The 20,881-nt window shown below is 58.5% G+C and carries 18 protein-coding genes; 11 read left to right on the top strand and 7 right to left on the bottom strand.

What is annotated here, in order from left to right; translation table 11 throughout:
• The first annotated feature begins 138 nt into the window (after positions 1–138).
• The 5 genes from F753_RS36625 (at position 139) to F753_RS36640 (ending at position 3,872) form a co-directional block, all read left to right on the top strand.
• The gene (locus F753_RS36625) at positions 139–1,074 is read left to right on the top strand and encodes a helix-turn-helix domain-containing protein (RefSeq protein ID WP_023445388.1); all 936 of its coding nucleotides are present in this window, start codon (positions 139–141) and stop codon (positions 1,072–1,074) included.
• Between the two features lie 316 nt (positions 1,075–1,390).
• Entirely contained in the window at positions 1,391–1,648 is a 258-nt protein-coding gene (locus F753_RS36630) for a hypothetical protein (RefSeq protein ID WP_023445389.1), read from the top strand.
• Positions 1,649–2,223: 575 nt separating this feature from the next.
• Complete coding sequence (locus F753_RS36635) at positions 2,224–2,502, top strand: phage/plasmid replication domain-containing protein (protein WP_031297673.1); 279 nt, start codon at positions 2,224–2,226, stop codon at positions 2,500–2,502.
• 66 nt (positions 2,503–2,568) lie between these two features.
• The gene (locus tag F753_RS49550; protein WP_156924036.1) at positions 2,569–2,934 is read left to right on the top strand and encodes a hypothetical protein; all 366 of its coding nucleotides are present in this window, start codon (positions 2,569–2,571) and stop codon (positions 2,932–2,934) included.
• A 551-nt stretch (positions 2,935–3,485) separates the two neighbouring features.
• Positions 3,486–3,872, top strand: a complete 387-nt coding sequence (locus F753_RS36640; RefSeq protein ID WP_023445393.1) for a diacylglycerol kinase — start codon at positions 3,486–3,488, stop codon at positions 3,870–3,872.
• Between the two features lie 95 nt (positions 3,873–3,967).
• On the opposite strand, the gene F753_RS36645 is transcribed toward F753_RS36640, so the two are convergent.
• The 3 genes from F753_RS36645 to F753_RS36655 all read right to left on the bottom strand — a co-directional run bounded on the left by F753_RS36645 (position 3,968) and on the right by F753_RS36655 (position 7,964).
• A complete protein-coding gene (locus tag F753_RS36645) occupies positions 3,968–6,004 on the bottom strand; it encodes an LTA synthase family protein (RefSeq protein ID WP_023445394.1) in 2,037 nt (678 codons plus the stop codon).
• 74 nt (positions 6,005–6,078) lie between these two features.
• The gene (locus F753_RS36650) at positions 6,079–6,666 is read right to left on the bottom strand and encodes a hypothetical protein (protein WP_023445395.1); all 588 of its coding nucleotides are present in this window, start codon (positions 6,664–6,666) and stop codon (positions 6,079–6,081) included.
• Positions 6,666–7,964 (bottom strand): sialidase family protein, encoded by a 1,299-nt coding sequence (locus F753_RS36655; RefSeq protein WP_167332067.1) that lies wholly within the window; start codon positions 7,962–7,964, stop codon positions 6,666–6,668. Before F753_RS36655 ends, F753_RS36650 begins: the two co-directional genes overlap by 1 nt.
• Positions 7,965–8,414: 450 nt before the next feature.
• On the opposite strand from F753_RS36655, the gene F753_RS36660 reads away from it, so the two are divergent.
• Positions 8,415–8,921, top strand: coding sequence for a copper chaperone PCu(A)C (locus tag F753_RS36660; RefSeq protein ID WP_023445397.1), 507 nt, complete (start codon positions 8,415–8,417; stop codon positions 8,919–8,921).
• 40 nt (positions 8,922–8,961) lie between these two features.
• Here F753_RS36660 and gorA read toward each other — a convergent pair whose 3' ends face one another.
• Positions 8,962–10,320, bottom strand: coding sequence for a glutathione-disulfide reductase (gene gorA / locus F753_RS36665; protein WP_023445398.1), 1,359 nt, complete (start codon positions 10,318–10,320; stop codon positions 8,962–8,964).
• Between the two features lie 71 nt (positions 10,321–10,391).
• Between gorA and F753_RS36670 the strand changes: the two genes are divergently transcribed.
• Positions 10,392–10,814, top strand: coding sequence for a VOC family protein (locus F753_RS36670; protein ID WP_023445399.1), 423 nt, complete (start codon positions 10,392–10,394; stop codon positions 10,812–10,814).
• 46 nt (positions 10,815–10,860) lie between these two features.
• Here F753_RS36670 and galU read toward each other — a convergent pair whose 3' ends face one another.
• Entirely contained in the window at positions 10,861–11,700 is an 840-nt protein-coding gene (galU, locus tag F753_RS36675) for a UTP--glucose-1-phosphate uridylyltransferase GalU (RefSeq protein WP_014820237.1), read from the bottom strand.
• Positions 11,701–12,306: 606 nt separating this feature from the next.
• Here galU and F753_RS36680 point away from each other — a divergent pair.
• The 4 genes from F753_RS36680 to tnpC all read left to right on the top strand — a co-directional run bounded on the left by F753_RS36680 (position 12,307) and on the right by tnpC (position 19,203).
• Positions 12,307–13,929, top strand: coding sequence for a methyl-accepting chemotaxis protein (locus F753_RS36680; RefSeq protein ID WP_014820238.1), 1,623 nt, complete (start codon positions 12,307–12,309; stop codon positions 13,927–13,929).
• 222 nt (positions 13,930–14,151) lie between these two features.
• A complete protein-coding gene (gene hemN / locus F753_RS36685; protein ID WP_023445401.1) occupies positions 14,152–15,540 on the top strand; it encodes an oxygen-independent coproporphyrinogen III oxidase in 1,389 nt (462 codons plus the stop codon).
• 289 nt (positions 15,541–15,829) lie between these two features.
• Entirely contained in the window at positions 15,830–18,844 is a 3,015-nt protein-coding gene (locus F753_RS36690) for a Tn3 family transposase (RefSeq protein ID WP_031297679.1), read from the top strand.
• Positions 18,841–19,203, top strand: coding sequence for a Tn3 family transposase post-transcriptional regulator TnpC (gene tnpC, locus F753_RS36695; RefSeq protein WP_023445404.1), 363 nt, complete (start codon positions 18,841–18,843; stop codon positions 19,201–19,203). Before F753_RS36690 ends, tnpC begins: the two co-directional genes overlap by 4 nt.
• Before the next feature lie 211 nt (positions 19,204–19,414).
• Here the strand turns inward: tnpC and F753_RS36700 are convergent, their stop codons facing one another.
• On the bottom strand, positions 19,415–20,095 hold the full coding sequence (locus F753_RS36700) for a dual specificity protein phosphatase family protein (RefSeq protein WP_023445405.1): 681 nt from the start codon (positions 20,093–20,095) through the stop codon (positions 19,415–19,417).
• The gene (locus tag F753_RS36705) at positions 20,095–20,844 is read right to left on the bottom strand and encodes a phosphatase PAP2 family protein (protein ID WP_023445406.1); all 750 of its coding nucleotides are present in this window, start codon (positions 20,842–20,844) and stop codon (positions 20,095–20,097) included. Before F753_RS36705 ends, F753_RS36700 begins: the two co-directional genes overlap by 1 nt.
• Between the last annotated feature and the right edge of the window lie 37 nt (positions 20,845–20,881).

Consider the following 20,881-nt stretch of genomic DNA (forward strand, 5'->3'; position numbering starts at 1 on the left):
GAGGCGGGAGAGGGCGCGGCCGTCACGCTGCAACACAGATGGTTACATTTAACGTCAAAGACGTATGACAGACTGAACAACCACTAGGACGATTAGTGCATTTTTCCGCGCCGGATACCGGCACCACGGCAGGAATTCATGAGCAAACGCATTCCCAACTACGCCTTGTACGGCCAGGCTGCATTGCCCGTATGGCAGGACCTGTTGCATCTGGAATGGATCAACGAACGCGGCGACATGCATCAGCGCGAAATCAAGCCGCATCAGCATGACTCACTGTTGCAGATCGTCTATGTACGAAGTGGCGAGGGCGAAGTTTCTCTGGAGAACAGCCGCATGGGCTTCGGTGCGCCGTGCCTGATCCTGCTGCCGCAGCGCACCGTGCATGCCTTTCGCTACAGTCCCGAGACCGACGGGCCGGTCATCACGGCAGCACAGCGACCGCTGGAGTCGATGGCGCGGATTTTGTCCAGCGACCTGCTGGCCTTGATGCAACGTCCGGCAGTGGTGCCGCTGCCGTGGGATGCAGACGGTGAAGAGCCGATATGGCCGCTGATCCAGCTGATCCAGGCGGAAGCGCTCGGTCAGGAACGCGGCAATGTCGCCGCGGGGCACGCATTGTTGATCGCGCTGCTCGTACATGTCGTCCGGCTGGAACAGCCAGTGCCGATAGCTCGCCCAGCCAATGGCAGGCGGTCCCAGCTGCTGATTCAGTTTCGTGAGTTGGTCGACACGCATTTCAGACAGCATTGGCCGCTTGGTCTGTACGCCGAAGCGCTGGGAATCACGCCAGCCACACTCGGCCGAGCCACCCGCGAAGGTCTGGGTGAATCACCGACTGCGATCATCAACGAGCGAGTCGTTCGCGAAGCACAACGTCAGATGGCGTATACCACGCTCGACATCCAGCAGATCGCCCGCGACCTGGGGTTCGACGACGCGGCATACTTCAGCCGTTTCTTTCGCAAGCAGACCGGACTCAAACCCAGCGAATTTCGCTCGGCGTTTCGGAATGCGGAAACTAGTCAGCCGAACAGCCAGCATGCGCAGGCAAAGGATTCACCCGAAAGCTGAAGCGCTTTGGAGATATTGAGGCGAAAAGCTTGAGGTGATCTGGTGGTGGGTAACGCCTAAGGCGTAAGGTCGTGTTTCGCATAATTGAGGCTCGGCGTTATGTTGAGCCGGTGCGCTGGGACTATCCTGCGGCCAGCGCAGCCCGTAGGGCAGGCGTAACATAACGGCGGATTATGCGAGGCGACTGGTACCATTTTCGCGGATCTCCGATCGCACCAGGGCGAACAAATGGTACCAATCGCTAGGAATGCTTCTGATGGTTTGGTACCATTTCCCTCCTCGAGGAACGAACCTGGTTGAAAGGAAAGGTACCAAAATGCTTATCAAATTCGACGTAACCAACGAGGAGGGCGACCGCCTCAAGATGCAATACGGCCAGAAGGTTGCCAGCAAGGCATTCAAAATGGCCGCTCTCGATGCCTTCGACCTGTATCACAAGAACCAGGAACTCCACGAAGTCATCGACAGCCAGCGGACCGAGATTCGCCGGCTCCGCAACATCATCGAACAGGCCCGCTCCTCGGCGGCTCAGCTTCTCGAAAAGACCGGGCAAGGAGACTTGATCGATGGCTGATCTCCGTATCTGGTTTTTGGTCGCTCTCTGCTTAGTGATGATCGGGCTCGGTTATGTCGCTGGCAGATCACAAGCGAATTCAGAGTGGTTCCAGTGGATCGACGATAAGCTCATGCCTATCGTTGCCTCCTGCGATTCGAAATCATCCCTCTGACCTGTCCTGCTGGCCTCGACCTCGCCGCTCGCGGCGATTAGTCGCCTGCACGCCCTGGACTGATTGCATCGCCGTTACCGCGACGATACCCGCGCAGCGGCCGATCTCCCGCCAACGAAAAAGCCCCCGACGGCCTCAACGGCTCGCCAGGGGCTTTTCGCGTTCCTCGCTCTACTGTCCCGCCACTACCTCAACCCGCGCCCCGATCTGCCCAAACGGAACCGCTCCGGGCGTCTCTCTGCCGCTCTCCCAAGACCTTCAGCACCGTCTCTGGTCAGGTCACGACAGTTGCCCGGTTTCAGCAGCGCTTTTCAGTTGGTCGGCGGTGGGGGTGCTGTAACACCCCCAATTTGGTATGAAATCCCAGACTTTTTCTCTAACAAACCCGGCGCTTGCTTCTTCTGCTTAGAGCTTCTAAAGTATGGAAGTCCATACTTATTTGGACTACCTTAAGCGAGGATATCCTGTGCCGATAAGGCTGCTTGAGATTCAGCCACTGCTTTTAGAAAAAGGCATCGTGAAGAGCTTCTCAGCTGCGAATGCGACGCTTGTTTATGCCATTCAATGGATGGAGGGTGTTGAGTTCGACCTTTCCAAGAGCGCCGTTAAGGTGCATCGAGCGCGCCTCAGGAAGATTGGTCTCGATATCGGCAAACCATTTGCTGGCGAGATAGTTTCACTTCAAAAACAGCAAATCTGAACCGCAGGGAAGGGTGGCTGCAACCACCCCTGCCTGCTTACCAAAAACGATCTATAGGGGATCGAAATGGCTGCGCTCAATTCTACTGAAACAACTGTCTCAAGCGGTTTTGATGGTTCTTCCAAAAGCCTGCTTACCATGCCTGAACTTGAAAAAATATCATGCTCAATTAGGGGTAAAACGTTCGTTCACCCGCTCGTTCTGGTTGGTAAGCACATCCGCTTTGCTGAGCTCATCCTTTCTGACACCGAGACATGTGAGGGTGACGGTGACCCGCTTGAATCTCATATCTCAACAGGCCGAGTTTTAGCTGTTTCGATCGGAAGCATTGAGCACGGAATCGATAGCAGTCTGCTGATCCAGCAGGACGGCTTCGAGTTTTCGGAGTATGTCGGCGTTTCCAGCCTGACCGTCCTTGATGTTCTTCACTGACGATTGATCGGCTTACTCATATTTGGGGCTTCTAAGCCCCTGATTAGGGTATTGGCAGGTTTTGGCTTAGCACCGGTAATTTCTATTACCGGTCTTAGCGAGCACCCCGTATCCGCACGCTGCCCGCCAGAGCACGCACTACGACCACTGAGCCCGCTCATGCTGCTGCAGATGTTCAGTTCTCACATGGCACGGTTTAGCCGCCGTGCTGCTGCTTTGTATGCACCTGCCGGGCCCCCTTTAGGGGGCTGGGTAGGTGCATTCCGTGTAGCGTATCGCTGTCTAGTTCCTGCTTGCTTGAAACGTTATTGCTGACGCCTAGCAGTAGCGCCTTCAGCGTTCGCACAGCATGCCCTGGCGGCCACCGTGCTCTTACTGGGCGCTTCGCATAATCTATATTATGTTAAATTTCGTTTGTGGTAGGTAATGGCCGTGCTTTGCCATCGCCACCTTCTGGTCCTTTCCCTCTCTGGTATTCGTTTGCCACGATCAGCACGCGCTCTCTGCCGCGGGATGCTTATACTCGCCACAATTCTGCCAGGAAGTTGAACATGAGCAGCATCGAAGAACTCAACGCGCAATCGCTCAAGGGGCACTCAGGTCTCAGGCGAATCCTGAGAGCGCTGGGATACTCCATTGCAGGTATCCGTGCTGCGATTGCCGGCGAAGCTGCCTTCAGACAGCTGCTGCTGCTCAACGCTGTCCTGATACCACTGGCGTTCACGCTTGACGTCAGCCGAATCGAACGCTTGTTACTGGTGATCGTGCCGTTGTTGACACTGGTGGTCGAGCTCGTCAATTCGGCGATAGAGGCAGCAATCGACCGAATCTCGCTCGAACTGCACCCGCTTTCCAAGAACGCCAAGGACATGGGCAGCGCGGCGCAACTGCTGTCGCTGGTGATGGTAGCGGTCACCTGGGTGATGATTCTCTATTGAGCCTGGCGCTGTAACTTGACGCTAATGTTCGCCCGATCTGCCCATCCGCGCACTGTGTCAGACAGCTCGCGGATAGGCAGTCACCGCCCTGGAACTCAGTCCTTCCTGACGTTCTGATAGAGCATCAGACGCGATGTCTCGTGCAGACCCCGTGTCAGGGCGACAAGTCGCTGGAATTCCTCGGGATACCGGTCGGCTACGTCGACCAGAGGCTCCGGTGATGCAATTTCGTGCAGGGTCGGCTGGCTGCCGTCGTGCTGCATCTGCAGAAGAAAGTCCTTGGTCACGCCACCAATCAGCGGGAACGTGCCTTCGCGGAGCACGAGTGGAACCACTCGCTCCCCTTCAGGAGCCGGCTGCTGGATGTCGCGTCCCATCGCACCGTTGCGAAACTCCATGCCGGCCATGCCCAGTACGGTCGGTAGCAGATCGGCCAGACCCACGGCCTCCTCGATCACTCGTGGCTCCAGCAGCTTGGGCGCATGGATCAACAACGGAACGTTATTGCTCTCGAGCCCCAGCTTTTCGTATGCCGGCAGCATGTGCGGAATCTGAGCGATGCGCGTGTTGTGGTCGCCAAACATGACGAAGATGGTGTTGTCGTACCAGCCGCCTTTCTTCGCAATCTCCATCAGGCGGCCGATGTTGAAATCCAGAAGGCGGACCGCGTTGTACTGCGCCACGCTGCGGGAACCGGCACCCTGCACCTTTTCCAAAGGCAGATCGAGGGCTTCGAAGCCGTCGTTCTGCTTGGGTATGGTGAACGGACGATGGTTGCCCGCCGTCTGGATATAGGCAAAGAAGGGCTTGCCCTCCCCCTGCTCTCGCAGCAGCCGGTCGCTTTCCTTGAACAGGTCCAGATCGGAGATTCCCCACACATCCACCATCGGAGAGTTCCAGTGGCGCTCTTCATATAGCTGGATGTCGTCGATGCTCTGGCGGATCAGGGCATTCATATTGGCCCAGCCAGAATTGCCGCCAATCATGTAGTACTTGTCGTAGCCCTGCAGCGCGTTGACGAGGCTGTGTTGACGGGTGATCAGCGGATTGCGCGTCGCGGTTTCCTGCCGGGAAACGTCTGGTACGCCGGATATGCTCGCCCAAACGGTCTTCGCGGTGCCGGTCACGGGCACGTAGAAGTTCTTGAAGAACCAGCTCTGCTTGGCCAGCCGGTCGATATTGGGAGTTGGATTGAGCGGATTGCCGTAGGCGCCCACCGCGGTGGTTCCCAGGGATTCGAGCATGACGAAGACGACATTCGGCCGCTTTCCGTCAATCGCATAGGGTTGAACGCCCTGCTCCCGGCTGAAATTAAGCGTTTTCGCATCAGGCTGGTCGACGCCTAGGTAACGGCTGACGACATCGTAATGGGCCTTGACCTGTTCCCGGTCATACGGCTGATTGGGCACCTTCAGCGTGTCGTAGAGGAAGATCACCGGATTCAGGCCAAGGGCTGCGATCTGGTTGTCGCCCGAGAAAAAAGCATCACTCCAGCGCAGCGGCACGGGGTTTTCCAGGTTGATATTGTCGAAACGCCCGAGGATGGCGATGAAGACAGCCACCACCATCAGCGCACTACCCCAGATCAGTGAAAGCCGGCTGATTCGCTTTGCCGGACGATCCAGCGTGACCCGCTCGAAGCGCAGCAGCAGCCACCAGACCAGAGCGGTTGCCGCCGCCCAGCCAAGGGTGATCCAGACCACGGGGTAGGTTTGCCAGACCATATCGGTGGAGATCTGCGCGTCCTCCAGAAAGCGCAACACGGTGGCATTGATGCGCACCCCGAGATAGGCGTAGTGGCCAAAATCGATGATGTAGACCAGCAGCACTGCACCAAGCGCCAGTGCCAGATAGAGCCGCGCCACCCAGCGAAGGACGCGGGAGCGGGTCAGATTCCAGACCGGCAGCCACGCCAACAGCGCGATCGGCAACATCAACAGGATCGCCAGACGAAGGTCGAAACGCAGGCCGATTCCGAGCGTTTCGGGTACGGCATCGACCGTGCCGAGCGTGCTGGGCGCCAGTCCGGAAAAACCGACGAAGAAAATCCCGCGTAATGCTGCGAGCGCAATGAACAGAATCCCGACTGCACCGAACCAGTAATGCAGGCGCCGCGACTGAAGCCAACCCATTGTCCCAACCTCGAATCTATCGAATCGTCAAATAGCGCAGCCGAGCCATCACAGGTCGGCTGGAGTAATTTTCGTCACGCGGGCATTGGCTTGCGCACGAGAGCCCTGCAGGCATAGACAAGCAACGCCCCGCAGCTGAACAAGGCGATGAAGGGGTCTAGCAGATAGTCCCAGTAATTGGGCGACGGCTTGATCCCCAGGCTGAACGCCAAGGTGGCAAGGCCAAGCATGAAAGCGCCCAGCCAGTTATTGAGCAGCAGCAATCCCAGGGCAAGCACGCCCACCACTGCGATCAGCGGGCGGGGGGCGTAACCGATTTGATAGGGGTCCAGATAGGACAGGCCCATCGTTGCCGGGTAGAGAAAAAGCGCCAGCCCTGCCATCACAATCAACAATTGCACGTGCGCGTTCTGCGGCGGCATCGCCATCAGTCCCAAGCGCACTGCCGCGAAAAATGCCAGCGCCACCAGCGTCGTGATGGCCACGTCATCAGTGAAGCTGCGCATGTAGGCGGCCAGTGACAAACCGTCCACAGGAATGAAGCTGATCCCCAGCAGGAGGAAAAGGCGAAGCCCTTGAACCCCTCGGCCGAAGCCAAATCCAGGCGTGACGATGAAAGCGAGTAACCCGAAGGTCAGATGCGCTTGCCAGAGTTCAGGCATCAGAGCTGCTCCAGTAGCCAGGCATCATTGAAGCTGACGTGTTTGATGAATGTGTTGTTCCAGGAATAGACCAGGTGGTAGAGACCGTCGGCGCTCCTGATGAAGTAGGGATACTCGTACTCGAAATCGCAGCCATGGGTCTTGCAGACGCGCTTATCCAGGTTTGTCAGAAACTCGTCTACCAGCGATAGCCGCCGCGGCCCGCTGGAAAGGCGAAACTTGTCGCCGATGATTTCCCGATATACCTCCGGGGTGAACGGGTTGCCCTCCGGGTCAGGCGATTCGTCCAGGTCAATCACCGGCTTCCAGAGATCGAGGCTCGAGTCGGTTTCCATCAGGCGAAGACGGAAACGTCCGTCCTCCAGATCATTCAGGGCAACCAGCAGGCCATGATTGGGCGTGGCCACCGCCGCGAGCGCGGAATTGGGGTTGGCCGGGTCGATCGGATAAGGCTTGCTCCAGGTTCTGCCGGCATCCGCGGTGCGGCTGGCGAGCACGCGATGATGGCTGGCACCTGCATAGCGCAGCATGGCAACGGCATGTTGCTCGTCCATTGGCACCACTGTTGGTTGCAGTGAATCGTTGCCTTTGCTGATTCGACTTTTACCGGTCACCTCGCCGTTCGGGCTGATGTACAAATACTCGGCGAACTTGCCGAGGAGCTCGTGGTAGACGGGCAGCCCTATGGTGCCGTCCTGATGGAATACCGGGGCATTGCGCACCAGTGTGCTGATGTTCAAGAAGGGGGTGGTGATCAGCTGCCTGGGAGTCGACCAGGTTTTTCCCAGATCATCCGAATACATGGCGTTGATGGCGCTTCCAGCCCAGCCACCGATCGATACCGACACATAGAACAGCCACAGCCTGTTGTCGGGAGCCAGCGCAATGACCGGATTGCCGAGCTTGCGTATGTGCTTCTGGGTCGCCTTCTGGGTCGACTCGCGAGTTGCCAGGACCAGTTCGTCGCCCCACTCCGCCGCAATCGCGTCGAATCGCGCGCCGCGCACCTGAACATCCGCAGCCCCTTCGCGTGAACCGGCAAACCATACGGCCATCAGGCCACCATCCGGCAAGGAGGTCACCGAGGAGGCATGGACAAATTCGTCGAGATCGGAGGATGCGAAGCGGGTGCTGTAAAACGGCCCCTTGCTGGCAAGCGGCAACGCATGGGGACTGCCAGCTACGGCGAAACCGGCAACCGCTCGCTCAGGATGAAGCCACCAGGCGGTAGTGAAAATAGCTGCAAGGGCGACGACAGACAGGCAGGTGGGAAGAAATCCGAACTTTCCAGAACTCATATAAATCATGTCCGTATAAACACATGACGCGTCCTGCGCTTTGCAAGAAACGACAAGCTCGTATGCCCCAAAAATCGTCGGGGCGTGAAAAAGAAAGTGTATTGATCGGTTTGCCCCGACTTCTGATGGCCGGGAGTACCGAGCTTGTCTGTGCGGCCGCCGATCATGGCCGAGCACCAGGGTCGGAGCAATCACTTGGTGCATGAAGCCGATCAGCCGCGCTTGATAAACGCTTCGTTCAGAAAAACCAGGTGCTACAGAAACCCTCGACGGCTGCAAGTGCAGGCGTCGCAATATAGTGTCACAAACATGCCTGTGGCAAATTGCTGCACCCTCCTCTCCATCGCGCGGCACACAAGCCATGGCCGACCGACAAGTCGACTACCCAGACGTACCGCTGCAGGGCCAGCGGCGTAATATGGCGCATCTCAACAGAACGGGAGTTCTCTCATGCTGCTTCGCTTACTGGCCGCTGGTACTTTTGCGGCACTCTGCTTGCCTGCCCTTGCGCAGGAGCACCACCACGACCACCAGGCTTCGACACAAGCGGCCACCAGCGAGCTGGCTGTCAGCCAGGCGTGGTCGCGGGCGATGCCGCCCAGCGCTCCGACTGGCGCGGTGTACTTCATACTGGAAAATCGTGGTCAGCAGCCACAGCGCCTGATCGGCGCGCAGACCTCACGGGCCGAAAAGACCGAGCTGCACACCCATGTGCATCAGGGCGACATGATGAAGATGCAGCAGGTCGAGGCGGTCGACGTGCCCGCAGCTGGCAAGGTGGAGTTCAAGCCGGGTGGCAATCACGTGATGCTGTTCGGGCTCAAGCAGCCGCTGGTGGCTGGGGAGAGCTTCCCGGTGACGCTGCAGTTCGAGGACGGCGGCGAGATCACCACCGAGGTGAGCATCGAGGTAGACGCCCCGGCTGCCGGCGGAGCTGCGCCAGGGCATCATCACTGAGTGATCTGGCGCGCCGCCGCAGGCGGCTGCCAGCATGCTTTCAGATCGCCGCCGGTGTGCGCATGGTGACGAACTCTTCGGCGGCCGTCGGGTGGATGCCCAGCGTGTCGTCGAACACCTGCTTGGTGGCCCCGGCCTTCAGCGCCACGCCCAGCCCCTGCATGATCTCGCCGGCATCCGGTCCCGCCATATGGCAGCCGAGCACACGGTCGGTCTCAGCATCCACCACCAGCTTCATCAGGCTGCGCTCGAGGCTATCGGTCATGGTCAGCTTCATCGGCCGGAAACGACTTTCGAAGATCGTTACCTTGTAGCCCTGCTCGCGCGCCTCCTCCTCGGTCAGCCCGACAGTTGCCATGTTCGGCAGACTGAACACCGCGGTCGGGATGGTCGTGTAATCGACCTTGCGATATTGCTCCGGCTTGAATAGCCGCCGCGCCACGGCCATGCCCTCAGCCAGTGCGACGGGTGTCAGCTGCACGCGACCGATTACGTCGCCGATCGCCAGAATCGAAGACACCGAGGTACGGTATTCATCGTCAACGGCAATGAAACCTCGGGCATCCAGCGCTACGCCGGCCTTTTCCAGCCCCAGGTTGTCCAGCATCGGACGGCGGCCTGTCGCGTAGAAGATGCAGTCCGCTTCCAGCGTGCGGCCGTCTTCCAGCGTCGCGAGCAGGCTGCCATCGGCCTGCTTGTCGATATGCACGATGTCGGCGTTGAACCGCAGATCCACGCCCTTCTTGATCATCTCGTCCTTCAGGTGATCGCGGAGCGAGCCATCGAAACCGCGCAGGAACAATTCACCGCGATAGAGCAGCTTGGTATCGGCACCGCAGCCATGGAATATCGAGGCGAACTCGACGGCGATATAGCCACCACCGACCACCAGCACGCGTCGCGGCAAGGATTCGAGGTAGAAAGCTTCATTGGACGTGATGGCGTGCTCACGCCCCGGGATCGCCGGCACGTGGGGCCAGCCGCCAGTGGCGATCAGGATGTGCTCGGCCGTGTACTGCTTGCCCTCGACTTCGACGGTATGGGCATCGACCAGACGCGCATGCGCTTGCAGCAGGGTCACGCCGCTATCCACCAGGATGCTGCGGTAGATGCCGTTCAGTCGCTGGATTTCCCGGTCCTTGTTGGCAATCAGGGTCTTCCAGTCGAAGGTCGCGCCGTCGATGGTCCAGCCGTAGCCCTGTGCCTGGCCAATGTCTTCGGCGTAATGCGCGCCGTAGACCAGTAGCTTCTTCGGCACACAACCGACGTTGACACAGGTACCGCCCAGGTAACGGCTTTCCGCAACCGCCACCTTCGCGCCGAAACCTGCAGCGAAGCGCGCCGCACGCACGCCACCGGAACCTGCACCGATGACAAATAGATCGAAGTCGTAAGCCATGTAATGTTGTCTCCTTCTGTAGCGAACAGCATAACCCAGGCTTTCGGCCTGAATCACCGAAGGAGTGCCGCATGCGCCCTACCCTCACCCACCTGGCTCTGCACGTGCCCGATCTGGACGCCTGTATCGCGTTCTATGAGCACTTCTGCGGCATGCACGTGTTTCACGAGCGCCCCGGAAAGGGCTCACGCATCGTCTGGATGGCGGAGCCTGGAAAAGAGCGCGAGTTCATCTTCGTGATGATGCCGGGCGGCAAGGATCGATCGCTGGCGATGGACGACTACAGCCATTTCGGCTTCGCGCTGGCCAGTCGAGAGGAAGTGGATGCGGTTGCCGACCTGGCGCGCAGGGAAGGCTGTCTGATATGGGAGCCGCGCGACGAACCCTATCCGGTGGGCTACTACTGCGGTTTGCGCGATCCTGCGGGCAACTATGTCGAATTCAGCTACGGGCAGCCGCTTGGACCGGGTGCCGAGGATATGCCGGAGCCTTGAAGCAGGCCCGGAAGTGACTGGGCCACCCTTAGGTGGCCCAATTGCTTCAGAACGCCTTGCCGGTCAGGTAGAAGTGTTCGTAGCAGAAGTTGGTCGCCGCGATGTAGCCCTCGGCGCTACCGCAGTCGAAGCGCTGGCCCTTGAACTTGTACGCCAGCACGCAACCATCCTGAGCCTGGCGCATCAACGCGTCGGTGATCTGAATCTCACCGCCCTTGCCCGGCTCGGTCTGCTCGATCAGATCGAAGATGTCCGGAGTCAGGATGTAGCGACCGATGATCGCCATGTTGGACGGCGCATCTTCCGGCTTGGGCTTCTCGACCATGTGGCTGACGCGGTAGATATCGTCGCGGATCATCTCGCCGGCGATCACACCGTACTTGCTGGTCTCTTCCGGCGGCACTTCCTGAATGGCAACGATCGAGCAGCGGAACTGGTTGTAGAGCTTGACCATCTGCGCCAGGACCGGATCGCCATTGAGGTTGATGCAAAGGTCGTCAGCCAGGACCACGGCGAACGGCTCATCGCCGATCAGCGGGCGGCCGCTGAGAATCGCATGCCCCAAGCCCTTCATCTCCACCTGGCGGGTGTAGGAGAAGCTGCATTCGTCGATCAGGCGGCGAATACCGACAAGGTACTTTTCCTTGTCGGTGTTGCGGATCTGGTGCTCCAGCTCGTAGCTGATGTCGAAATGGTCTTCCAGCGAGCGCTTGCCACGCCCGGTGACGATCGCGATCTGGTTCAGCCCCGCCGCCAGTGCCTCTTCAACCCCGTACTGAATCAGGGGCTTGTTCACCACCGGCAGCATTTCCTTGGGCATGGCTTTGGTTGCAGGAAGAAAACGGGTGCCATATCCGGCAGCGGGAAAAAGGCATTTCTTGATCATGTGAGTCCTTGAAATAAAGGTTCCAGTCGATGCACTGCCATCGAGAACAGCAGCTGCCTTGCGATGTTGCCCGGCCATGCCGGCGTAGAGCCTACGACCATCGTTTTGCAGCGGGGTTCGCAGCGACATTCACGCTCGATGCAGATTATGTGCCTGCCTGTCGGAGGCACTGGTTTCGCTGCTCCGGCGGGTCGCCACGCTAATGGCGGTCGGGGCGCTCTGTAAAGCCATCTGTCGGTGTTTTTTCACCGTGCCAGTGAGGCCGAATAACCGGACGCGCAACCGCGAATACCCATAGCCAATGATCATTACACCTTTGTCGCACCTTGCACCGAAAGAGAGCCGGTCGACCCATGACCTGAATCAGGGAAATGTGCAATTGCACTGTTGTCGGTCGCCCGAAGCACTTCTCTCGTGCCGAAAAGCAATACCATAGCGCCGCCCAATAATGGCGCATGGCTATCACCTGCGGTTGGTTTCAAGAATACGCACAGCACGCCGATATCAGCAGGTGACTGCCTGCTCAATGCTGCGCCGCAAGTATCGGCAGCGCAGCAGTGCTGCAATGGCAGCTGACCCCGCGTGGCAGTAGTACTAAGGAAAACCATGAACAACAGCTCCGCCTCCCGACAAATGTCCGTGCAGACAAAGATCAACCTGGCCCTGGTGCTGGTCCTGGTGGCGATCATGTCTGCCTCGTTGTTCTTCTCTGCCAGTACGGAGAAGCGGCTCGTGCTCCAGGTTGTGGAGCAGCAGACCAAGGATGCCGCCGACTCCTATTTCGATAGCATCAACACCATGATGCTGACCGGCACCATGGCTCAGCGAGAGGTGCTGCGGAACAAGATCCTCGCGCGCCCAGGCGTTATCGATGCGCGCATCATCCGCGGGGAAGAAGTCACCAAGGTGTTCGGCCCTGGCTATGACCACCAGGCCCCGGCCGACGCGCTGGATCGCCGCGCGCTGAGCGGCGAGGCGATCATCGAGGTCAACAAGCAGAACGGTGGCCGTGTGCTGACCGTCATCAATCCCATCCTGGCCCACGCGGACTACCGCGGTACCAACTGCCTGACCTGCCACCAGGTTGGCGAGAACACGGTAATGGGCGCTGTGCGCATCAGTTATGACCTCAAGGCGCTGGACCAGGAAGTCGATCGCAACATCATGATCAGCGGCGGGATTCAGTTGCTGCTGCTGTTCATCGGCGTGGTGGTCATGTGCCTGACCGTGCGCCACGTCATCATCCGCCGCATCACTGCCATGCGCCACACCATGAATACCATGGCCGAGGACGAAGACCTCAGCCTTAGCGTCGAGGTGGGTGCGAAGGACGAAATCGGCGCGATGGGCGATGCCTTCAACCGCATGATCGGCAAGTTCCGCCATAGCCTGGAGGCCGTCGCGGGCGTTACCCATCAGCTCAGTGATGTCTCCGAGCGGGTATCCCATGTTGCAGAGAAGACCCTGGCTGCCGTCAACGAGCAGCGCAGCGAGACCGACATGGTTGCCTCGGCGATGAACGAGATGAGCGCGACCGTGCAGGAAGTGGCACGCAATGCCAGCCAGACCGCCACGGCATCGACCGGCGCCGACAACGAATCAAAAGCCGGCGTGAAGGTCGCCACCGAGGCACTGGACGGTATCGAAGTGCTGATCGCCGAGATCGAGAAAGCCGCCCAGGTCATCCAGCGGGTCGAGAGCGACAGCGCCAGCATCGACATGGTGCTCGGCGTGATCAATGGCATCGCCGAGCAGACCAACCTGCTGGCGCTGAACGCAGCCATCGAAGCGGCACGCGCCGGCGAACAGGGCCGCGGCTTTGCGGTGGTGGCCGATGAGGTACGTACCCTGGCTTCGCGCACGCAGAAATCCACCGAAGAAATCCAGGCCATGATCGAACAGCTGCAAAGCGGCGTTCGCAATGCGGTGCAGGCCATGAGCGAAGCACAACTGCGTGCCCGGTCGGGTTCGCAATGCGTCGAGAAGGCTGCCCAGAGTCTCGCCGTGATCGCCGACGAAGTCGGCACCATCAACGAGATGAACACCCAGATCGCAACGGCTGCCGAACAGCAGAGTGCGGTTGCCGAAGAGATCAATCGCAACATCACGACCATCAGCCGCATTGCGGACACCACTTCGGCTGACGCATCCCAGACCTCGCAGATCAGCGACGAGCTGGTGCGTCTGGCAACCGAGCTGAACCGTCTGGTCGGCCAGTTCAAGCTCTGACCACTGCGGCGCGGCCTTCCCGGCCGCGCCCGGTACGCATTTCGAATCGCCCAACGGTGCGGTTCGGAGTACCGCCGGGGCGCTATTCTTGATCTGAGACAGTCGGCGCGCCGGACCGAATCGTCCATAATCCGCGCCCATGACCTGCCTGAGCCGGACACACCCGAGGGTGACACCGCGTTCCGCGCATGACTCCGAATTCAACCTTAGGTGACAACGAACATGGACCAACTGCCGAGCTTCGACCGCGCCCTGGTCGAGAAATACGACCGTCCCGGTCCGCGCTACACCTCCTACCCCACTGCCCCGCAGTTCCACCAGGCCTTCGCCCAGGATGACTACCATGCCGCCGCCGCACGCAGTAATCAGGCGCAAATACCCAAGCCGCTGTCGGTGTACATCCACATTCCGTTCTGCAAGAGCCTTTGCTACTACTGCGCTTGCAACAAGATCATCACCCACAAGACCGATCGCGCGGTCGAGTACCTTGAGTATCTCAAGCGCGAAATCGCCATGCAGGGCGAACTCTTCGATCGTTCGCGCAAGCTCACTCAGCTGCACCTCGGCGGTGGCACACCTACCTACTTCACCAGCGAGCAGCTGGCCGACCTGATGGCGAGCCTGCATCAGGCGTTCAACATGGATGACAGCGACAACCACGAGTTCTCGCTGGAAGTCGACCCGCGCACCGTCACGCCTGAGCAGATTCACGGTCTGCGCAAACTGGGCTTCAACCGGCTGAGTTTCGGCGTGCAGGATTTCGACGAGCAGGTGCAGATCGCCGTCAATCGCATCCAGACCGAAGAGCAGACCCGCGAGCTGGTACAGGCCGCGCGTGATGCGCAATTCAAGTCCATCAGCGTCGACTTGATTTACGGCTTGCCGCTGCAGACGGTGGCCAGCTTCGACACCACGCTGGACAAGATCATCGACATCCGCCCCGATCGCATCGCCGCTTACAGCTACGCCCACCTGCCTGAGCTGGTGCGAGCGCAGAAGCTGATTCGCCCAGAGGACATGCCGCCGCCGGAGCGCAAGCTCGAGCTGCTGGAGTTGACCATCCAGCGCCTTACCGCCGCCGGCTACATCTATATCGGTATGGATCACTTCTCCCTGCCGGAAGATGAGCTGGCCCTTGCCCGCGCCAATGGCACGCTGCAGCGCAACTTCCAGGGTTATTCGACCCACGCCGATTGCGACCTGATCGGGCTGGGCATTTCCTCCATAGGCAAGGTCGCCGACAGCTACAGCCAGAACGTCAAGGAGCTATCGCAGTATTACGCGCGCCTCAACGAGGGCATGCTGCCCGTGCAGCGCGGCTACAAGCTGAGCGACGATGACTGCCTGCGCCGTGACGTCATCGTGTCGCTGATGTGCCATAGCCGCGTCGACTACCGCCAGATCGAACAGAAGCACGGCATCGATTTTCGGGAATACTTCGCCGATTCGCTGGCAAAGCTCGCCGAACCGGTTGCCGATGGCCTGGTCGAGCTGCACGACGATGCGCTGGTCCTCTTACCGCAAGGGCAGCTGATGATGCGCAACGTCGCCATGGCCTTCGACGCCTATCTCGGCGGCGAGCAGCGCGGTCGTTTTTCGCGCACGGTCTGACATCGCCAACGACGTCACAGCAGGCGGCGTCTAGCCGCCTGCTGTAGCTGGTGAGACTTCCGCTGATCACCGGGCAATTGCCAAACGCCGCTCAAACTGTATAAATAGCCAGTCTTTGAGCGGGCCGCGCGCGCCCCAGCTGCAGCGGATGTGCAAGGGGTCATGCCGAGATAAAGGGAAAATTCACTCACTTCGCGCGTAAGATATTGATATTGGTGGCTTTTCTAAGTCGTCCGCACCGCCCTTGATTGTGGACTATCTTTTCTGATTCCTCAGAAAAGGAGGTCCTATGGCTTCATTAGAGCGCACGGCGTACCCCACTCTGTCAAAGGCGTATTCAAAAGCTGAGCTGCAGCGGGATTTCTCCTTCTCAGATGATGAGATTAAGTGGGTACGAAGCAAGTCCAAGGCCCCCTTTCACCTCAATCTCGCCGTTCTCCTGAAGACCTTTCAGGTACTCCGATATTTCCCTGATATCACCGACGTACCTGATCAACTGGTGGCGTTCATTCGCGAGGAGTTGGGTCAGCGTAGCAAGGTGAAATTCGCGGAATACAAGTGGTTTCAGCAATATCGCCACATGAACGCGATCCGAGCTCGCCTCGGTGTGACTGCATTCTACGGCTCTGATGCTATCGAGCTCGCCGAGAGGCATGCCAAAGCAATGTCGTTCGTGCTTGACCAGCGTGCCGACATCATTAACTCCGTGATTGAAGAACTGATCCGCCAGGATTATGAGCTCCCTGCGTACTCGACCCTGAATGATCTCGCTGAGAGGATTCAAGCCGAATCCCAAGGGGCAATATTCAACCTCGTAGTAACCAGAACGCCAATCGAGGTGATCCACAAGCTAAAGGAGCTGCTCGACACTGACTTCGGCCGACGCCAGAGCGACTTCAATGCGCTGAAACAGGCACCCAAGAAACCCTCTCGCAAACACCTGGAGGTGCTGATTGATCATCTGGCCTGGCTCGAAAGCTTCGGGGATCTGGGGGCCATTTTTGATGGAATAGTGGATACCAAGATCCGTCACTTCGCTGCCCAAGCCGCGGCGTCAGACGTCGCCGAGCTGAAGGACTGCTCGCTACCGAAGCGCTACACGCTGATGCTGGCTTTGATCTACCGTATGCGCGTGCGGACCCGGGACCACTTGGCCGAGATGTTCATCCGACGGATTTCGACGATTCATAAGCGCGCCAAGGAAGAGTTGGAGCAAATCCAGGCGCGTCAACGTCAGAAGCTGGAGCAGTTAGCGGCGACCCTGGACGGCGTGGTGCAGATTCTGGTTCAAGAACCGGATGACCAGGAGGCTGGCAGCCTGATTCGGGAATACCTCTCCCCCGATGGCAATCTGGATCGGTTGCGCGAGACTTGCGCCGAAGTCCAGGCTACCGGCGGCAATAACTACCTGCCGTTGATCTGGAAGCACTTCAGGTCCCATCGCTCGCTGTTATTCCGTCTCAGTCACCTTCTCCAGTTGGAGCCCACCACTCAGGATCGATCTCTGCTTCAGGCGCTTCAACTGATCCAGGACAGCGAGAATCTACACCGCGAATGGATCGATGAGCACGTCGACTTGTCGTTCGCGTCGGAGCGCTGGGTTAAGGTCGTGCGTCGGCCTGCCAGTGAAGGGCCATCGACCAACCGCCGCTATTTGGAAGTTTGCGTATTCTCCTACTTGGCCAACGAACTGCGATCCGGTGACATGTGCGTACAAGGGTCGGAATCCTTCGCCGACTATCGCAAGCAGTTGCTACCCTGGGACGACTGTCTCCAGCGACTACCGGCCTACTGCGAAAAGATGGGGCTGCCTGGCACGGCGAAGGAATTTGTTGCCTCCCTTAAGACCCAACTGGAGGAAACCGCGCAGCAACTGGACGACAAATTCCCATCTTGCCGAGGGGACGTATCGATTAACGAAGCTGGAGAACCGGTGTTGCGCCGAGTAACGGCGCGGGACATCCCACCTTCGGCCATCTCGCTCCAGACGGCGCTTATGCAGCGCATCCCGGCCAGGCACGTGCTCGACATCATGGCTAACATCGAGCATTGGATTCAGTTCACTCGGCATTTCGGCCCCATGTCTGGGAACGAGCCGAAGCTTAAAGAACCGGCCGAACGCTACCTGATGACGATTTTCGCCATGGGCTGCAACCTGGGCCCTAACCAGGCCGCACGGCATCTGGCCGGTAATGTCACGCCACACATGCTGTCTTATACGAATCGCCGACACCTCTCTCTGGAGAAGCTGGACAAGGCCAACCGTGAGCTGGTGGAGCTCTATCTGCAGCTCGATCTGCCCAAGCTTTGGGGCGATGGCAAGGCGGTGGCCGCGGACGGTACTCAGTTCGATTTCTACGATGACAACCTGCTGGCCGGCTACCACTTCCGCTACCGCAAGATGGGGGCCGTGGCCTATCGGCACGTGGCCAACAACTACATCGCTGTGTTCCAACACTTCATCCCGCCGGGCATCTGGGAGGCGATCTACGTGATTGAGGGGCTGCTCAAGGCTGATCTCAGTGTCGAGGCAGACACTGTGTATTCCGATACTCAGGGGCAATCGGCGACGGTCTTTGCCTTCACCCATCTGCTGGGCATTAACCTGATGCCACGTATTCGCAACTGGCGGGACTTGGTGATGTGCCGGCCGGATCGCGGCGCTTCGTACAAGCATATCAACCGCCTGTTCACCGACACTGCCGACTGGCACCTGATCGAAACCCACTGGCAGGATTTGATGCAGGTCGCGCTGTCTATCCAGGCCGGCAAAATCTCCTCGCCTATGCTGCTGCGAAAACTCGGTTCCTACAGCAGGCGTAACAAGCTCTACCATGCGGCACAGGCACTGGGCAGCGTGATCCGTACGATCTTCCTGCTCAACTGGATCGGCAGTCGCGAGTTGCGCCAGGAGGTCACCGCGAACACCAACAAGATCGAGTCCTACAACGGTTTCTCAAAGTGGCTATCCTTCGGCGGCGATGTGATCGCCGAAAACGATCCGGACGAGCAGCAGAAACGCCTGCGCTACAACGACATGGTGGCCTCGTCGGTGATCCTGCAGAACACCGTGGACATGATGCGCATCCTGCAGAAACTGGCCCGCGAGGGCTGGCAGTTCACCGATGAAGATGTGTCCTTCCTCAGTCCCTACCTGACCAGCAACGTCAAGCGCTTCGGCGAGTTCAATCTTAAGCTCAATCGGCCACCGGAGCCCTGGATCAAGGATTCGGTATTCCAGCAGGCTGCCGGCTCGCTGCGAGTCAATACGGCCAGCAAGGCCGATGCCGAGGAGGCAACATGATCGAGATTCCGCCGGCGTCTTTTCAGATTACTCCTTACGGCGATGTGGATTCTGTAGCACTGGAAAGGCTGCGAACGAACTTCGACACCACCCGGCTTCTGCAGTTGGTTGGCCGACTGGATGCATGTCTGGCAGAACTGGGTGGAATTAATGACATGCGCGACGAACTACTGCGGTTGCATGCAATGGCGCTGACAGTAATCGAGGGCGTCGTACCGACAGTCCCAACTGAGAATGTCAGCATTTGGGAAGCGGCCGAATCGGTACGGCTAGATCTCGAAACGCTGAGTTCTTGGATACGCATTGCTCAGATGACGATTGCACCGTTGGGTGATCTTGTTCCAGGCCATGAACGATAGCTGGCGTTGGGCTCAAGCCAAACTCGGTGCAGGTTTGAGCGTTGATTTTTTCAGGACTCAGCTAAATGCTCTGCACAGACAGTGCAGTTAGCTGAGTCCTGAAAAAGAAAAGCCGCCCGTAGGCGGCATAAGAGGGGCACACGGATGAAACTGCAATATAGCCTGGGATCTCTGCATCGTCACGCAGCCGCTCGATATGCCACTACTGGCATTACACGTTAAGCACATCGATTATCCAAGCCTTCATCGCACACAAGGCTAATGGATTTGTGCTGCAGGCACCACTCTCCAGTGCGGTCTTAAGTTGTTCTATATCGACTTGTTGCACGTATCGTTCAGCATCGCCTAGTCGCTGCTCACCTCCAAAGCCGCCACCGCGCATTTCAGCCAGAGCTTGCTCCTTGCTCCAGTTCTGATAAACGATGCGATATAGCGCCGCAATCAGGCCAGTTCTGTTTTGTCCATGCTTACAGTGAATCAGCACAGAACCGAGATCTTGTGACTGTCGGATGCTCCGTAGTGCTGCGATCACATCCGTATCATCAACTCTGTCAGTATGGAATGGCAGGTGAATCTGACGCACTTTTGGATCATGCAGCCAAGCGGAGTCGCTACGTTGATAGAAATTGATCACTGTCGTGACGCCCAGCTCTTTGAGCATCGATTGAGCCTCATTGTCAGGCAAAGCACTGCGATAGAGATTGGGCTGTATCTGATACAGGTTCAACCGCTCATCTAGCGGCTCCGCCCAACTCTGTGGCCGAGTCTCGCCAGTCAGGCTCTGAATTGTAGGCGCGGCACTCCAGGCCATGCTAACAGGCAGTGCTGCCAATGCAGCGACCAATACCAGCGCTGCCAGGCACAGGCGAAGGAACCATAGAAGACCTTGCATCAGTTCTGTCCTCCCGCTAAATCAGGCGCAAGCTGAGACAGTTGCATTGGTTGTGGCGCTTTATAGAGAATCCACCGGTAGCACAGCACTCCGATCAGCCAGTCGAACAACAAGGTCCACAGGTTATGCGAGAGGAAGTGCGCACCCTGCATCATACGTCCTAGCGAAAACACTGCTCCCAGTCCAAACGCAACAACTAAAGCAATGCGAGCGGTGCGAGGACGCCTGTCGCGCAGCGCGAAAAACAGAGCCAACAGAGAGAACCCCGCCGAGGCATGCCCCCCTGGCCAACAGCGCCCTGGCTTTTCGGTTGACGCGCGCTCACTGAGCAAAGGTGTAAAAGTTTCTGCTCCCCCGAACTCGCTCAAACTCCATGGGCAGTGCACGCCAGTCAGTGTTTTCAGCGGAGTGACAATACTGGTTGATAGAGCCAATGCCAGTACCAGGTAACCTAGTTGACGACGAAAAGGACTTAGCCTGGTTGGCATCAGACTTAGTACGAAACCGAAAATGGCCATTACACCCACGAAAATAACAGCTTGCTTCGCCCGGTCATGGAGTATGTCTTCCAGCCAGAAGCTGTGACGTCCGATAAAGCCCTGGCCCGGCTCGTAAAACAGTTCTGCCAAAGCGAAATCAACTCCACTAGGGTCAAGCAGCAACAGTAAGGCCATAAGCCCTAACGGAATACCTATCGCAAGACGGAAATCAAAGTAGCGAGAAGCGCTTTCTGAGCGGTCGGCCGTCATTTCAGTAGCTCCAAATCAAAGCACCGCCAGGCGGTGC

It is taken from the genome of Stutzerimonas chloritidismutans AW-1 (assembly GCF_000495915.1).
Lineage (GTDB): Bacteria > Pseudomonadota > Gammaproteobacteria > Pseudomonadales > Pseudomonadaceae > Stutzerimonas > Stutzerimonas chloritidismutans.

Bases quoted from the DNA above. Each gene is read 5' to 3' on its own strand.
- F753_RS36625 (WP_023445388.1), top strand. From the start codon at position 139: ATGAGCAAACGCATTCCCAACTACGCCTTGTACGGCCAGGCTGCATTG.
- F753_RS36630 (WP_023445389.1), top strand. From the start codon at position 1,391: ATGCTTATCAAATTCGACGTAACCAACGAGGAGGGCGACCGCCTCAAG.
- F753_RS36635 (WP_031297673.1), top strand. From the start codon at position 2,224: ATGGAAGTCCATACTTATTTGGACTACCTTAAGCGAGGATATCCTGTG.
- F753_RS49550 (WP_156924036.1), top strand. From the start codon at position 2,569: ATGGCTGCGCTCAATTCTACTGAAACAACTGTCTCAAGCGGTTTTGAT.
- F753_RS36640 (WP_023445393.1), top strand. From the start codon at position 3,486: ATGAGCAGCATCGAAGAACTCAACGCGCAATCGCTCAAGGGGCACTCA.
- F753_RS36645 (WP_023445394.1), bottom strand. From the start codon at position 6,004: ATGGGTTGGCTTCAGTCGCGGCGCCTGCATTACTGGTTCGGTGCAGTC.
- F753_RS36650 (WP_023445395.1), bottom strand. From the start codon at position 6,666: ATGCCTGAACTCTGGCAAGCGCATCTGACCTTCGGGTTACTCGCTTTC.
- F753_RS36655 (WP_167332067.1), bottom strand. From the start codon at position 7,964: ATGAGTTCTGGAAAGTTCGGATTTCTTCCCACCTGCCTGTCTGTCGTC.
- F753_RS36660 (WP_023445397.1), top strand. From the start codon at position 8,415: ATGCTGCTTCGCTTACTGGCCGCTGGTACTTTTGCGGCACTCTGCTTG.
- gorA (WP_023445398.1), bottom strand. From the start codon at position 10,320: ATGGCTTACGACTTCGATCTATTTGTCATCGGTGCAGGTTCCGGTGGC.
- F753_RS36670 (WP_023445399.1), top strand. From the start codon at position 10,392: ATGCGCCCTACCCTCACCCACCTGGCTCTGCACGTGCCCGATCTGGAC.
- galU (WP_014820237.1), bottom strand. From the start codon at position 11,700: ATGATCAAGAAATGCCTTTTTCCCGCTGCCGGATATGGCACCCGTTTT.
- F753_RS36680 (WP_014820238.1), top strand. From the start codon at position 12,307: ATGAACAACAGCTCCGCCTCCCGACAAATGTCCGTGCAGACAAAGATC.
- hemN (WP_023445401.1), top strand. From the start codon at position 14,152: ATGGACCAACTGCCGAGCTTCGACCGCGCCCTGGTCGAGAAATACGAC.
- F753_RS36690 (WP_031297679.1), top strand. From the start codon at position 15,830: ATGGCTTCATTAGAGCGCACGGCGTACCCCACTCTGTCAAAGGCGTAT.
- tnpC (WP_023445404.1), top strand. From the start codon at position 18,841: ATGATCGAGATTCCGCCGGCGTCTTTTCAGATTACTCCTTACGGCGAT.
- F753_RS36700 (WP_023445405.1), bottom strand. From the start codon at position 20,095: ATGCAAGGTCTTCTATGGTTCCTTCGCCTGTGCCTGGCAGCGCTGGTA.
- F753_RS36705 (WP_023445406.1), bottom strand. From the start codon at position 20,844: ATGACGGCCGACCGCTCAGAAAGCGCTTCTCGCTACTTTGATTTCCGT.